This is a genomic window from Dokdonella sp. (assembly GCF_041395345.1).
GTDB lineage: Bacteria > Pseudomonadota > Gammaproteobacteria > Xanthomonadales > Rhodanobacteraceae > Dokdonella.
Genome location: NZ_JAWLAR010000008.1, coordinates 72,054 through 86,757, shown reverse-complemented (window position 1 = coordinate 86,757; position 14,704 = coordinate 72,054). Strand labels below are relative to the sequence as shown.

Here is a 14,704-nt window from a genome sequence, read left to right as displayed (position 1 = left end):
CGCCTGATGCCGCGCGATCGTGAAGCTGATCACCATCTCGACAACGGGTCGGTGATTGAATCGTGCTCCTGGGCAGCCAGGTCTCAACGCATGAATATTCAACCCCTTGCAGCCAGTGCAATTCGAATCTGTCTCGCAGTGGTGACTCTGGCTGCACAGTTGCCGGCGGCAGCGAGTTCCTTCTTTGTCGATCCGGTCAATGGCAGTCCTGCGGGTGATGGCAGTGCGGCTGCGCCCTGGCAGTCACTGCAGGCCGTGCTGGATGCCGGACTTGTCGAGTCGCGAGACTGGCCTTCGTTTCCCTATGTCGCCGGCATGTCCCTTGTGCCAGTCAACACGGGCGCACCGATCCGGGCCGGGGACACCGTGTTCTTGCGCAGTGGCTATTACGGCGATATCGCCATCCAGCACCTCTACAACACGGCCCCGATTACGATCGCGGCGGAACCCGGGCAAACGCCACGCTTGCGCAGCCTGCTGGTGCAGTCCGCGCAGAACTGGAAGCTGAGCGGGCTTTCGATCAGCCCTTCGCATGCAGCGACCCATACGCCGACAACAATAGCCAGGATCAACAACCATAGCTATTTCGGTCCGACCTGGGATGTCGAGCTGAGCGACAGTGACCTGTTCAGCGTCGCCGATGCTTCGAGCTGGAGCGCACAGGACTGGATCAGCCTCGCTTCCAGCGGCATCGATGTCGGTGGCGACCGCATCAGCGTGCGCGACAATCGATTGCGCAACCTGCGTTTTGGCATCAGTGTCGGTGGTGAGGATGCCGCCATCCAGAGAAACCTGATTGATGGATTCTCGGCGGACGGCTTGCGCGGACTCGGCGATCGCGGCCTGTTCGAGTACAACCGGGTGCAGAACATCAAGGTGGGCGATCCGCCCGACTCCAACCACGATGACGGGTTCCAGAGCTGGTCAGTCGGCCCCACCGGTGTCGGCAGCGGCGAGGTCACTGGCGTCGTGTTGCGCGGCAACGTGTTCATCAGTTCGACCGACCTGAATGATCCGTTGCGTACGAGCATGCAGGGCATCGGTTGCTTCGACGGTTTCTTCGTCGACTGGATCGTCGAGAACAATGTCGTGATTACCGATCACTGGCATGGCATCAGCTTCTACGGCATGCGCGATTCACGCATCGTCAACAACACGATGATCGACATCAACAGCAGTTCACCCGGTCCGCCGTGGATCATGGTGCACGCGCACAAGGATGGACGGCCCAGTTCGAATGTCGTCGTGCGCAACAATCTGGCGACAGACTTCTCGCTCGCCGGCAGCAGCCTGGCCATCGATCACAACCTCGAATTCGTCTACGCAAATGCCGGCGCGTTGTTTGCGGCACCACCGTTCGACCTGCATCTGCTGCCGACCTCTGCTGCCGTGGATGGCGGCACCTCGGCGCTCGCACCGCTGTTCGATATCGAAGGAGCGCCGCGACCGCAGGGGCCGGAGTTTGATCTCGGCGCCTACGAATGGCGGGGTGACGTGATTTTTGCGCACAGCTTCGATCTCGAGTGAGATCGATGCCGTCCGCATCAATCCTTCTGGCTGCACCAGCGCTTTCTCCCCGGTGCATCGGGTCTGATGAACTGGTCGATGTAATAGCCGAGCAGGGTGCGGCCGTAGGCTTCGTCGGCTTGGGCGATCATTGGCTTCATCTGGGCAAACCATTGATTGATGCACGTCTGCTTGTCCGTGTTACTAGCCGAGCATTCGAGTAGTCGGTTGAATGCCTCGCGATAGGTCGAAAAATTCTCGGGACCCATCGGCGCGCCATGGCCTGGAACCAGTTGCCTGAATCGAGTTGCCGCGATCTTGTCCAGCGTGCGCTTCCAGCCTTCCGGACATGCCGAGTCGAACATCGGGACAGGCAGGGTGACAAGATCGCCTGCGATCAGCGTTCTGGTCTGCGGATCGAATATCCACAGGTCTCCCTCGGTGACCGAGTGTTCGCTGACATGGACTTCGAGGATGCGTCCGCCCAGTGTCAAGGTCGTCGATTTGCGCAACGGGTCGGTTTCCGCCAGCTTGCGATCCTGCTTCAGCAAGTCCATCTCGGCCTGGTATCGCTGCTGCTCGGGCGAGCCCTCCGCAAGGGTAGGCAGGTACGCATCGAGCTGCTTGCGATAGTCCGCATGGAAGCCTCCAAGGGCGGTATCGAGCGATGGGTGTGCATAGATGTGCAGCCCGGGCCAGCGCTGCTTGAAGCGGGCGTTTCCGCCGATGTGATCGAGATGCCAGTGGGTATTGATGACGCCGACCAGAGGCAGTCCGGACTCGGACACCAGATCGATGAGTTGTCGGGTGTGCTCGTTGCCACGCCCGGTATCGATTACGACGAGTCCTTCCTCTCCACGCAGGATGAGGCTGTTGCCATCGGGGCTGCGATCGGCCTGCAACTGGCCCGGCAATAGCTGGATGCCGCTGGCAACGTCGACGCTCGACTGATCTGAATTTGCCGGCCCGGCTGTTGCAGCAAGAATCAACAGGCCCGACATCAGGGAAAACCAAATGCGATTCATGCCTGCTCCTTTCCCGTCTTTCCCGATGTGATTGAGTAACGTCCTTGCAAACCGGCCTCGGCCGCACGGCCCGGCCACAACACTGCTCCGGACCTTGCGTGCCAGCCGGCCACAGAATCACGGGTGCGGCGGCTGCAGGACGTGCGCCCGGTCTTGCGCATCTGCACGGCATGACAGCCTGGCCGGAGACTGCCCGGTTCATTTCCGCTGCGCATGGGCCATCCTGCATTCTGACTTCCAGCACAGGCCAGAGCCGAGGGATCGGCACAGCATGGATCAAGCACGTCCTATTGACGGTGTCGACCGGGCACCAGCAGGGTGTCCGTTTTGCCTGCTTGCGAAAGGGGAAAAGTCATGTCTTGTCGGACAGCTTCCGCTACCCCGGGCCCTGGCGTCTCAGCCAGGTCGTTTCAACTTGGGTGTTTTCTGCTGTTGGTCATCAGTGCCTTCGCCACGCGTTCGACTTCCGTGCACGCCGCGTCGGCAGCTACGGATCCGCTCGAGGGGAAATGGTGGGGAACCGCAGGAACCGACAAGGAACGCATCGAGGTCGGATTCGAATTCAGGCGCGACGACACGGGCACGTTGCGCATGCGCTTCACTCAGCCCATCACCAACGTGTTTGACTATCCGGACACTTCGGAGATCGTTCGCGATGGCGACCGCGTAGTCGTGGAACCGTTCGCATTGTCACTGACCCTTGAAGGCGACACCTTGTCCGGCACGTTTCCCGGACCAAAAAGCAAGGCATTGCTGACACGGGTCAATTCCATTCCTGTCGAATCGCCGATTCCGGATGTGCCGACAGGTCCGGCTCCTCTCTGGCAGACGCGCCTCGGGGGCCAGGTTTTCGCGACTCCTGCGGTTCTGGATGGTGTTGCCTATGTGGGCGGAACAGGTGGCGTGTTCAATGCAGTGGACACCGTCAAGGGAGAAATCAGGTGGACGTTCTCTGCCGGTGCTCCGATATTTGGCGGCGCGGCGGTAACTTCGGATGCCGTCTTTTTCGCCAGCGACAACGGATATCTCTACAAGCTGGACCGTGTGAATGGCCAGCAAGTGTGGCGATACGCGCTCGGCGATGCGGAAGTGCCGCGCATTCTTCCACATCCGACCGTGTTCGATTGGGACTGGCAGGCGGCCACACCCGTCGTCGCTGACGAGGTGATCTATGTCGGATCGGGTGAGGGCAGCCTGCATGCGATCGATGCGACCAGCGGCCAGCGAAAGTGGCGCTTCGGCACCAATGGCAAGATTCGCAATGCGGTAGCGGTCGATGCGGAACGCGTTGTCTTTGGCAGCGCCGATCACTTCGTCTACGCACTCGACAGGAACAGCGGCGTCGAGCGCTGGCGGTACGACACGCGCGCCGACGTCAACGCGACGCCCTTGATCGAGGACGGACGCGTCTACATCGGCAACCGTGGTGCCGGATTGTTCGCACTTGATGCGAACACCGGCGAGGAGGTCTGGCGCCTGTATTTCTGGGGCTCCTGGGTCGAGTCGACACCCGTCATCAGCGATGGCGTGCTCTATGTCGGATCGTCCGACCTGCGCCGGGTCAGTGCGATTGACCCGTCCAACGGCAAGGTTCACTGGCGCAGTGATGTTCGCGGCTGGACCTGGGGCACGCCACTCCTCGTCGGGGATCGGATCTACGCGGGCGCAGCAGGCGGCGCGCCCTATTTCGTCAAGCACCAGGCCAGCTTGAGCACACTGGATCGCGAGACCGGCAAGTTGCTGTCGCGCTGGCCTCTGGCTGACACTGGCGGGCATCAGTGGGGCATCGCCGGTTCGCCCGTGCGCAGCGGCGATCACATCATCGTTGCGACGATCGAAGGTTCCCTTTTCTCCTTCCCGCTCCAATGACCGAGCGCGCGAGATGGTGTAACCGGCCCGCCGTGTCATGCGCACGCGAGAAGTTGTCGTGGCATTATCAGCCACGATCAATCAGGCGTTGCAGCCGCCAGTCCGGTTCGAGAGGCGCAGCGCGAGGACAGGATCATGTGCGGTCGGTTTTCGAGCTACTACACCTGGCGCGAGATCTGGGAGTTTTCCGGAGGTCTGCAACTGACCTTGCCGGAGGAGGATCCGCAACCCGCCTACAACATGGCGCCGACCCAGCCCGGTTGGGTTCTGGTCGGGGATGGCGAGGGCAAGGCGCATGCAACCCGGATGCGCTGGGGCCTCATTCCGGCCTGGGCCCGCGATGCGAAAATCGCCTACAACACGATCAATGCCCGGGTCGAAACGGCCAGTAGCAAGCCGGCGTTCCGCTCGGCATGGAAATCGCGTCGTTGCCTGGTTCCGGCATCGGGCTATTACGAATGGCCGGGCGAGGGCAAGCAGAAACAGCCCTATTACATTCATCCCGCGCATTCGCCGGTATTGATGTTCGCAGGATTGTGGGAGCGCTGGTGCCCGAAGGATGCCGAGCCGGTTGAAACCTATTCGATCGTGACGATGGATGCCGAAGGTGAACTTGCAAAGCTGCATGACCGCATGCCGCTCATGCTGCCTCCGGATCTGCATCGCGGCTGGATCGAGGGCAGTGGCGAACAGGCATCGGCGATCGCCCACGCCGCGCCCTTGCCCGACCTCGAATGGCATCCGGTTGGCAAGGCAGTCGGAAACGTGCGCAACCAAGGGCCGCAACTGATCGAACCGGTGTGAACGCGGAGCGCGCGCCACTGTCGCGGCTGCAGCGACTTCAGTTCGCTGCCCTCGATGCGATTTCGGCGCTCATGTTCCTGTGGACCTGGGTCGCGCCCGGCTCGGCTTTCCTTGCCGATACCAATACGATGGAAGATGCAGACGAATTGATTCATGGCAGCACCTTCTTTCGCTCTCCCAAAAGGCAACTCGGATCAGGCGGCGCAATCGTCGCGAACCCGGTTTTCAAAGTGCATGGGGCGTGCCTGTCTGAAGAGGACGCCTACTGTGCCGGAATCAGATGCATGGGGCGGACGACCAGGCCCATCGCCTTCCGATAGTTTGCATAGAGTTCGGTGACCTTGGCGACATAGATTCGAGTTTCTTCGTAGGGCGGAACGCCACCGTATTCGTCGACCGTGCCGATTCCTGCATTGTAGGCTGCGGCGACTCGGACGAGATCGCCACCATAGTGCGCATCGAGCGCCTTCAGAAGACTTGCGCCGGCCAGGATCGAATCCCTTGCCGAATGCGGATTCTCGACCGCGTAGTCGCTGATGACATCGGGCATGAGTTGCATGACACCGCGCGCACCTTTTTCCGATACGGCACTCGCGTCGAAATAGCTCTCGGCATGCGCGATCGCGCGCAGCCAGGCCTCGTCGACGCCCGTGCGGCGTGCGGCCGCCCTGAATTCGCTGCGATACAGATCTAGCCGTGGAGGGCCGACCTGGCCGAGCCCCGCATGCGCTGGCGAGTGCGCCGGTGTAGCGACCGAGAACCCGAACAGGGGCTTTGAGCCGGGCAGCTTGCGGGTGCCGTAAACGGTTTTCCCATCTTGCTCGCGCTGGTAGAGCGTGCCCTGGAAATCACCCATGGTTCCCCAGAGATTGGGCAGGGCGGCAGCATCGTCATCCAGCGTTTGAGGCGTGCACTCGGATCCGGGTTCCGCTGCGGTCGACAGACTGACCGTGCCGTCAAGGACGCAGCGCCAAACCGTCCGCGCCAATGCGTCAGCAGGAAATACGCCTGGAACAAGCGCAGCCAGGATGACTCGAACAGCATTGTGCAGGAACAGTTGCCGTGTTCGTCGCGCTACCGTGCTTGCCAGTCGGCGCTGCAGCGATTTCGTGCGTGACATCGAGGGGGTGTGGCGCCCGTACGGGGCGCCACCCTGAATCCGACTCAGCGGACTCGTCGATAGCGGACCTCATTGGCGCGATCACCCACTTGTGAAGTGATGAAGCCGCCGTTGACCTGGTCGAGGTTGAAAACCGCATCGTCCGTGTGCAGTCGGCCATCATTGATCCATGCATTGAACTGATTGCCTTCGGAGTTGACCAGGACCTGGCCATCGGGACTGATATCGAGGGTGACCGAAACGCCATACATCGAGTTGTAGCCTTCGAACGTGCCCACCATCCAGCCCGGCACGTATGAGGTGTGCTGACCGCCGTAGTAGTTGTCATCCGAATATCTTGCGTCGTCCTTGTGCTTGGAGTTGCTGATCAGCGCGCCGAGCAGAGCCGCACCGACGATGACGCCTGCTGCCGTTGCGGTCTTGTTGCTGCTACTGCTGCTTCCGCCGCTGTTGCCGTAGGTGTGGACCTTGAACTCGGCCCGACAGCCATCGTCGACCCAGATTTCGCGGCGATCGTAATCCCAGTCGCGCCCCTGTCGGCAGCTTGATCCCGACAATTGTCTGGATAGAGTCACATAGCCGGCCTGGTTCAAGCGACAGGTGTTGTGGCGGTTGCCCTTGCTCTCGCAGGTGATCTTGTAGTCGGCCAGCGCAGTCGATGACCAGCCCATGACAAGCAGTACGATGCCGCCGAAAACAGCGTTTTGAATAACGAGTTTCATGGTTTGCGATTCCCTTGGATTTTGAACGATCGCTCCGGTGCAGGACCGTCACAATCGCTGCTGGACCGAGGAAGGCTGGTACGCGCCAACCTGCATGTGCTCGATCGCCAGAAGGAAAAGCTCTGCGCACCAGTTGCGCAAGAAGTGCAATGAATCGACCAGCGCGAGCGAGGCAATTAATAGCAGATCGTCAAAACCGATGCCACATTCATTGCGCCGAAGCTTTGCCTCGCATATCGCTACTCGGGATTCAGCCGGCTGAACGTCCGCTCCGGGCGAGGACTCCAGTCCCGTTTGATGTCTGCCGATACGAGAATGCGGCCCGCGCGCCCGATCAGGTTTTCGCGAGGCACGAAACCGATGTATCTCGAGTCTTCACTGTTGTTGCGGTTATCGCCCATCATGAAATATTCGCCGTTGGGCACCTGCACGGGTCCAAACGAAGAGGCCGGGCCTGCAGGCGAAAAGAACTGAACCTCTCGCCGGCTGCCGATCACCTGCTCGGTCACGCGGGTGGCCTTGACATAGACACCGGGGCGAGGTTGTTCAGTCACGTAATCGAGGTTCGAGTAACTGGCAGGTTGACCGTTCACCAGCAGCGTGTTGTCGCGAATCTCGATCGTGTCGCCGGGCAATCCGACGATACGCTTGATCAGTCGCGTACCGTCTTTCGGAGAACTGAAAGTGGCGATATCGCCTCTTTGCGGTTCGCCCAGCCTGGCCAGCGAGAAATCGGTCAGCGGTACCTTGAGGTCATAGGCAAGACGGTTCACGAGCACGACGTCGCCTTCGAGGATGGTAGGCCGCATGGAACCGGTCGGAACGGGGTTCCAGTCAGCCACGGCGGTGCGGAACAGACCCAGGCAGACGATGAATATCAGTACGCCGCGATTGTTTCGTAGCCAGGTTTTCATGACGGCATTCCCCTGTCGTGGATCACCAAGGGACCGCGCCCGCACGCTGAAAGTTTCCGCGTCGCCCAAGGGTGAACCCGACAGCGGCAGGAATGCCGCGGCCAGAGCTTCCTGTGCAGGCATGTGGACATGCGCGCCCGCGACTGCACACAGTCAGAACAAAACGTGCATGCGGTTGTCAAAAGCCTGTGTGCCACGGTGCCGTTTGGAATGGTACGGACCGCGTGGAGCGCACTGGACACGAGATGTGCGGTCCGATTCCCGACAAATTGGAGGGCGAAATGATCAAGCTCATAGCCGGACTTCCCGAACATGTCATCGGATTCGAGCTATCCGGAAAGGTTTCCGCCGAGGACTACGAGAAGGTGTTGATGCCGGCCGTCGATGCCGCGACTGCCGGTGGCCAGAAGATCGGCCTGCTTTACCACATCACGCCGGAATTCGAGAAATACGAATTCGAAGCGATGTGGGACGATGCCAAGGTCGGTTTTCGGCATCTTGCTTCGTGGAAGAAAATTGCCGTGGTCACCGACGTCGACTGGATACGCTGGTCGGTGAAGTCGTTCGGCTTTGCCATGCCAGGTCAGGTCCGTGTGTTCGACCAGGCCGGGCTGGCCGCAGCGAGGGAATGGCTGGCCGAATAGTCGCCGGTGCGATACGCGCGTCGCGTTCGTGATGCGTCAGCTCAGGAGCTGGGACGCATGATTGCGGCGTTTTCTGCGGGTTCGCCCGCGATGGCTTCGTCGACCGGCACCAGAAGCCCGGAATGGACGGTTCGACGGGCATCCTCGGAAGATTCGCAGTCGAACCAGGGTGACTCCGCCAGCCATTTCTCATCCGGATAGTAGGCGAACAGGTAGTTGCCACCCTTGAGGTCGTCGATGAGCTTGTTGGCGACTTCCAGACGAACCGCAGGACATCCCCAACTGCGTCCGAGGCGTCCGAGCTGCTTGACCGCGCTGTCGCTTACGTACGGTGCGCCATGCACGACGATGGCTCGTTCGTAGGCCTTGTCGTTGTAGCCGGAATCCAGCCCGTGCAGGCGCATCGAGTAGCCGTTCTTGCCATGGTACTCATCGCCGGTACGGAACAGACCAATGCTGGTCTGGTGGCTGCCCGAGCGATTCGAATATCGCGTCATGAAGTTGTCGCCGGAACCCTGTCCGTGCGAAACGCGCTCGGCGTACAACAATTTCTCGCTGGCCAGGTCGAACACCCACATGCGCACCTCGGTGGATGGCTTGGAGTAGTCGATGATCGCAACCGTCCTGGCGTGCTCGCTTTCGTGACTGGCCGCGCAATGCGCAGCCCGCACGCCCAGCGAAATGACGCTGGGATTCGCCTCGGGAGCCAGTCGCGACAAGCGCAAAACCAGGCCGTCATCGGTCTGCGCATGAGCCACGGATGCAGCAATCAGGATCAGGCTGGAGAAGAACTTGTGCATGGCTGAGGTCAAGGCAGGATCCGGAAGAGAATAGCGAATGGTCGTCACATCAAACCTGAACGGGACGCCAGCGTCCGGGGAACTGATTGCGCAACGGCCACTTTTCAAGCCCTTGCGTGCAGGAGACGTGACGGAATCGGCACTTGATCATCGATCAGGCGCTTCACGACAGCCCGGGATGGCGCCGGATGGCCCTGGCCTGTATTCGGCTACCGCGGGCCCAAACCGCTTTCGATTCCACATCTGGCCCGGATCAGGTTTCTTCAGGGCTCCTGTCGCTGACCACAGCCAGTTCCATTCCCGTCGAATGCGGCGTGATAGCCGACTCGGTGACCACGAGGGTGGTTCCAGCCTCGATCATGCCCTGGATCTCGCGTCGAAAGCGGCCGGGCATTTCAATTCTCGAGAGCTGTGTCGGCGAAAGCACCTGGCCGGCTTCCTCTTCGTGACCGGTTACTGCAACGGCCATCCAGCGCGCGTGGGGCGAACCTTCGGGTGTCTCTTCGCCCGCTACCGGCTTGTGCGCCACGTAGACATGGGTTCCCTTGAGAGGTTCTCCATTCTTGATCCTTACCTTCGCCTTGCCGATTTCGATGCCGTTCCGCATCACGACCAGATATTCGTCCGAAGTGCTCAAGACGATTGAAAGCGGACCTTGCTGTGACATCCATGGACTCAACTCGTATTCGAGAGTGGCCGAGCCTTCTTGCTCGTCGCTTTCCGCGAGGGCACCTGCCGAAGGAGAGACTTCAAGTGGATGCACGGTTTGCGCTGGAGACTCGCCTTCTCGCGAAACGATGACGGTCATCCCGAGCGGGCTGGCCTCGAACAATGCTTCCGCGAACTTTGTCGGCAAATGGACGCAGCCATGCGACGACGGGTAGCCCGGCAATCCTCCAGCGTGCAATGCAACGCCACCCCAGGTCAGACGCTGCGTGTATGGCATCGATGCATTGTTGTAGATGCTGGAATGGTGGTCGCGGTCCTTCTGCAGGGTAGTGAATACCCCGATGGGTGTTTCATGCCCCTTCTTGCCGCTGCTGACGTCCGAGTATCCGATCTCCACGCCGTTTCGATAGACGTGTGCCCTCTGTTCGGAAAGGCTGACAACGACCATGATCGGACCTTGCGGCGCCGCATCCGGGATCCATACCCACTGGCCTTCAGCCAGTTCTTCGACTCGGGTATCGGCGGGCATTGAAGACACGTCGCCCCAAATCCTGAGGCTGCCCCAGGCAGTGAACGAAACGGTCAGGACAAGCAGGAGAACCAGTGGTTTGAGCGAAGACGTCTTGTTGGTCATGTCAGGCCCGGAAAGTTCAGGACTCAAGCTTCGATGGTATCAGCGTCGACGGCATGTTGGTTGCACCTGTCCACAGAATTCGCAAGGGTCGCCGGCCGGGTTTCTTCCTGCATGCTTCGTGGGAGTCGCATGCCGCGTATCGGAATTGCGCCGTCCCCACTTCGCTACATCACGTGTCCGCGCCGGTTCATGGGCGCCGGAAACGGTAGTGCGCCACCATCCATTCCGCCCCGTGCGCATGACCGAACAACTCCGCGCAGGCCATCCAGAACATGCGCCAGCGCTGATTCCAGAGTCTGGCCTGTTCTGGTCCGTAGCTTCCTGCAAGTACATCCAGAATATTGTCTCGATTGCGATCGTGATTCCGCAGCCAGGCGTTGGCGGTTTTCTCATAGTGCGTGCCGGGAATCAGCCAGCGCTGTTCAAGCGTCACATCGTTCTGGAAATGCATCAGCGTGTCCGCGGCAGGCATCAGGCCTCCGGTAAAGAAGTGTCGAGCCATCCAGTTCTTCTCGCCTGCGGTCTCGAACGGGTAGAGCAGGTTCCTGTTGCAGAATATGTGCACGAAGAGTTTGCCTCCCGGCTTGAGCCAGGATCCGATGCGTTTCAGCAGGTGCTCGTAGTTGCGCATGTGCTCGAACATTTCTATCGAGACGACCCGGTCGAACTCATTTTCTTCCCGCTTGAGTTGGTTGACGTCGATCGTGACCAGCTTGACGTTGCTCAAGCCGCGCTCGAGACAGCGTGCCTCGATGAACTCACGTTGCGAGGCGGAGTTCGATACGGCCGTGATCCTGGCATTCGGGTACCTGGCCGCCATCCACAGTGTCAGCGAGCCCCAGCCGCAGCCGAGCTCCAGAATGGTCTGGCCGTCGGCAAGTTGCGCGCGCTCTTCGTACAGCTCGAGCATGCGCAGCTCGGCAGCGTCCAGGTCAGACGTGGTTTCGTCCCAATAGCACGCGCTGTACTTGAGGCGCGCGCCGAGACAGTGTTCGAAGAACGCTGCCGGAAGTTCGTAGTGCTGGGTATTGGCCGCATCGGTCTCGATGGCGATGGGGCTGGCACGCAATTCCTCGATGCGTGCGCGCTGGCGTTCGCAGGTCGCCTCGATGCCGGCGGATTTTTCCTCGGCCAGACGAGCAGCACACTGACGTCGGATGCCGATGCGCAGCAGCCAGTCCGGGATCAATCCGCGCTCGGCCCAGCGGGTGGGCAGGTCTTCTTCATGCATTTCGGGTGGCCTGCAAGAATCGATGAAGTGTTGGCCGCCGTCCGGACCGCGTCCGGGTTAGGAGTCGGAACTGCGCGGAAACCAAGGAATCAGCGGACTGGTCGTGCGCTGGTATTCCCGGTAGTCGTCACCGCGCGATCGCAGGGCCTGCTTCTCCGTGTACGGAATGCCGGTGACCCAGTAGAGGGTACCCAGCATCAGGGCCGGTCCGATCAGGCTGGCGACCACCCAGCCGGCGCCCGTGCCGACGGACAGGGCCACATAGGCAAACCAGTGCAGCCATTCGAAGAAGTAGTTCGGATGGCGTGATGTCCGCCACAGGCCCTGGCGGCAAGTCTTGCCCTTGTTCGAAGGGTCCGCGCGGAATTTCGCTAGTTGGCGGTCGGCAATCGATTCGCCGAGCAGGGCAATGAACCAGATCGACAGGGCGAGAACGCTCCAGACCGTCCATTCCGCGACCGGATTGTGCGCAGCAATCCAGAATGGCAGGGAAAAGATCGCCGTGAACAGAGCCTGGGCAAGGAAGAAGATCAGGAACTTGCCCTGATCGTCATTCCAGCGTGCGCGCAGGGCGACGTAGCGGCCATCCTCGGTTTCGTGGAGGACACGGTGCCAGATGTACGCGGCGAGGCGCAGGCCCCAGATGGCGCCCATGGCGCCCACCAGCACGCGCGGAAGAACTGCGCCGCTGCCAGTCAGGGCATAGAAGACGGCGCTGGCCCCCATGCAGGCCGACCAGAGGGCATCGACGATGCCCGCGTTGCGCGTGCGGCGCTGGTACAGCCAGCCGCAGACCATGATGGCGCTGGCTACGATCCAGACGATTGCGACAGGAGTGAATCCGCTCATGGCATCCTCGTCAGCGGTGATGTTTCGGGGTCGGGTCGCGAAAACCGTTCTGCTGCGAGGCAGAGTATCGACATTGAAATCAGCCAGCAGACTGCAAGCACAGCCAGCGCGAGTCCGATCGGCTCGGCGATGCTCACGGCTCCCCAGGCACGGCCTGCGCCGTAGTAGGAGATCGGGCCGAACACGGCGGCCAGCGGCGCGGCCAGAAGCGGGCGCCGGGTAAACCACTGCATCGAATGATTCAGGGTGAGGGCGAACCCGGCCCAGAGCGAAAGGATCCAGAACGGTGCCAGTGGCGGCGCTGGAATCGCCGAGGCATAGCGCGAGAATCCCGAAGCCGCCATCAGCGTGTCGGTAACAAAGCCAAGCAGCAGGGCGAGAACCATCAGCTTGACGTCACCGCGTTCACGCACGCCCGGGCGCAGGTGGTAGACCGCGAAGCCGGCGAGCGCGACGGGACCTGCCCAGCCATAGCCATAGGCGGCGCCGAGCACGGCGGCGAACCAGACCACTTGGAAGGCAATGAAATTGATCCAGGTCTTCATGCGGGCCTCATGCCGTATTCGCCATGTCAATTCTGCTTGATGCAATGCATTGCTGCGTATCGGATTCGGCGCAGCTTCGATCTGCTCGGGAGTCGGGATTCGAGCTCGATTGGCAACAACGACGAGAGCGCAGGGCTTCGAAAAATCCTTCGCGATTACCGTTCAATCGATGCTGCGAGAGTTGAACCAGAGCAGAAGTGCTGCAACGGTGAGTATCACTTCCAGTGCTCCGGTCGCCAGCGTGGTCGTCGAGACCGGCCAGAAGCGCATGAGGCTGACGATGCGGAACAACAGGATCGGGATGTAGATCGACAAGGCGAAGACGAGGCCGAATCGGTAGTTGCCGCTCAGAGCCGCCCAGCCAAACAGGAAGGCAAAGCCGAATTGCATGCCGCCGTAGATCACCGAAAATTCGGATTGCCCCGAGTTCGAAAGCTCGACAAAGCCGACTGCCTGCGAGGTTCTTGCCGGCATCAGCGTGCACCAGATCGCAAGCAGTGTGTAGAGAACCGCATTGATCCAAAGGTAGATGGCGGCCATGCACGAACTCCACTGAATGTTGGTAGCGCAGAGTAGGCAGCAAATGGCAGACGGATCAAGGGCGACGTCGTCTGGATGCGTGCGAATCCCCTATGCATGCCGTGCAGGACACGCGCTCCGCTCGCAGCGGCAGCAATTCCTGTGGTGGCCTTGCTCAGAGCAAGCGCAAATCCATGCAGCGGAATCGCTCGGACTTCGTCCTCGAGAGGCCTATCTCCAGCTTCAGCGGCCGGCTGAACAAGGGACTGGCATGGCAGAACGTGTGGAATTCGCCGTTCTCCCCGCAGGGATCGACCGACGCGGGCAAGTCGGCCAGGAACTCGCTGTCGTAGTCGCGACCGCAGAAGGAACCGTCCAGTTGTTCGAGATCGACCGTCGTGACGAGCGCCCGATGGCCATGGCCGATGAATGATTCGGCCAGCTCGCGGGTGGGTCGGTGCCAGAGCGGGAATACACCTTGCCAGCCAAGTCGACTCAGCGAGTCCTCGCGCCAGGTACGCAGGTCGGCAAGGAACAGGTCGCCAAACGCCACATGCCGAAGGTCGGCGCAATCCGCGCGCGCATGGGCGAGCGCGGCGGCCAGGGCGGATTCGTATGCCTCGTTCGGAGCAGGCCAGTCGATGGCCATTTCGGTCAGCGGCAGTCCAAGCGCAGCGGCTTGCGCACGAACCAGATCGACCGGCACATCGTGCATGGCGACGCGGTCGGCAGCGCGATCCATCGTGGTCAGCAACCCCGTTACCCGCCACTGCGGATCGGCGAGCAAGCGCTCCAGTGCCATAAGGCAATCCTTGCCGCCACTCCAGGCGACAAGTATTGCTTTGGGCACCAT

15 protein-coding genes are annotated in these 14,704 nt (G+C 61.0%); 4 read left to right on the top strand and 11 right to left on the bottom strand.

Translation table 11 applies throughout. From position 1 onward, the window contains the following. The first annotated feature begins 90 nt into the window (after positions 1–90). Positions 91–1,527 (top strand): choice-of-anchor Q domain-containing protein, encoded by a 1,437-nt coding sequence (locus R3F00_RS08915; protein WP_371281436.1) that lies wholly within the window; start codon positions 91–93, stop codon positions 1,525–1,527. A gap of 17 nt (positions 1,528–1,544) precedes the next feature. Here the strand turns inward: R3F00_RS08915 and R3F00_RS08910 are convergent, their stop codons facing one another. Continuing rightward, complete coding sequence (locus R3F00_RS08910; protein ID WP_371281435.1) at positions 1,545–2,531, bottom strand: MBL fold metallo-hydrolase; 987 nt, start codon at positions 2,529–2,531, stop codon at positions 1,545–1,547. A 432-nt stretch (positions 2,532–2,963) separates the two neighbouring features. Here R3F00_RS08910 and R3F00_RS08905 point away from each other — a divergent pair, with 432 nt between their 5' ends. Both R3F00_RS08905 and R3F00_RS08900 read left to right on the top strand, forming a co-directional pair. Further along, entirely contained in the window at positions 2,964–4,400 is a 1,437-nt protein-coding gene (locus R3F00_RS08905; protein WP_371281434.1) for a PQQ-binding-like beta-propeller repeat protein, read from the top strand. 135 nt (positions 4,401–4,535) lie between these two features. After that, a complete protein-coding gene (locus tag R3F00_RS08900) occupies positions 4,536–5,204 on the top strand; it encodes an SOS response-associated peptidase (protein WP_371281433.1) in 669 nt (222 codons plus the stop codon). A gap of 262 nt (positions 5,205–5,466) precedes the next feature. On the opposite strand, the gene R3F00_RS08895 is transcribed toward R3F00_RS08900, so the two are convergent. The 3 genes from R3F00_RS08895 to lepB all read right to left on the bottom strand — a co-directional run bounded on the left by R3F00_RS08895 (position 5,467) and on the right by lepB (position 7,960). Then, entirely contained in the window at positions 5,467–6,324 is an 858-nt protein-coding gene (locus R3F00_RS08895; RefSeq protein WP_371281432.1) for a lytic transglycosylase domain-containing protein, read from the bottom strand. A gap of 44 nt (positions 6,325–6,368) precedes the next feature. Continuing rightward, the gene (locus R3F00_RS08890) at positions 6,369–7,046 is read right to left on the bottom strand and encodes a DUF3011 domain-containing protein (protein WP_371281431.1); all 678 of its coding nucleotides are present in this window, start codon (positions 7,044–7,046) and stop codon (positions 6,369–6,371) included. Positions 7,047–7,285: 239 nt separating this feature from the next. After that, positions 7,286–7,960 (bottom strand): signal peptidase I, encoded by a 675-nt coding sequence (lepB, locus tag R3F00_RS08885; RefSeq protein WP_371281430.1) that lies wholly within the window; start codon positions 7,958–7,960, stop codon positions 7,286–7,288. Between the two features lie 281 nt (positions 7,961–8,241). On the opposite strand from lepB, the gene R3F00_RS08880 reads away from it, so the two are divergent. After that, the gene (locus R3F00_RS08880) at positions 8,242–8,604 is read left to right on the top strand and encodes an STAS/SEC14 domain-containing protein (protein ID WP_371281429.1); all 363 of its coding nucleotides are present in this window, start codon (positions 8,242–8,244) and stop codon (positions 8,602–8,604) included. 41 nt (positions 8,605–8,645) lie between these two features. Here R3F00_RS08880 and R3F00_RS08875 read toward each other — a convergent pair whose 3' ends face one another. From R3F00_RS08875 to R3F00_RS08845, 7 genes are all read right to left on the bottom strand, one after another. Next, positions 8,646–9,416: a murein L,D-transpeptidase catalytic domain family protein gene (locus R3F00_RS08875; RefSeq protein WP_371281428.1), complete on the bottom strand. Its 771-nt coding sequence runs from the start codon at positions 9,414–9,416 to the stop codon at positions 8,646–8,648. A gap of 241 nt (positions 9,417–9,657) precedes the next feature. Then, positions 9,658–10,707, bottom strand: a complete 1,050-nt coding sequence (locus R3F00_RS08870; protein WP_371281427.1) for a L,D-transpeptidase — start codon at positions 10,705–10,707, stop codon at positions 9,658–9,660. Between the two features lie 187 nt (positions 10,708–10,894). Next, positions 10,895–11,938, bottom strand: coding sequence for a cyclopropane-fatty-acyl-phospholipid synthase family protein (locus R3F00_RS08865; RefSeq protein ID WP_371281426.1), 1,044 nt, complete (start codon positions 11,936–11,938; stop codon positions 10,895–10,897). Between the two features lie 57 nt (positions 11,939–11,995). Beyond that, a complete protein-coding gene (locus R3F00_RS08860) occupies positions 11,996–12,787 on the bottom strand; it encodes a DUF1295 domain-containing protein (protein WP_371281425.1) in 792 nt (263 codons plus the stop codon). Next, complete coding sequence (locus R3F00_RS08855; RefSeq protein ID WP_371281424.1) at positions 12,784–13,332, bottom strand: DUF2878 domain-containing protein; 549 nt, start codon at positions 13,330–13,332, stop codon at positions 12,784–12,786. Before R3F00_RS08855 ends, R3F00_RS08860 begins: the two co-directional genes overlap by 4 nt. 162 nt (positions 13,333–13,494) lie before the next feature. Continuing rightward, the gene (locus tag R3F00_RS08850) at positions 13,495–13,872 is read right to left on the bottom strand and encodes a DUF4345 domain-containing protein (protein ID WP_371281423.1); all 378 of its coding nucleotides are present in this window, start codon (positions 13,870–13,872) and stop codon (positions 13,495–13,497) included. Positions 13,873–14,026: 154 nt separating this feature from the next. Continuing rightward, positions 14,027–14,704, bottom strand: a complete 678-nt coding sequence (locus tag R3F00_RS08845) for an ATP-binding protein (protein WP_371281422.1) — start codon at positions 14,702–14,704, stop codon at positions 14,027–14,029.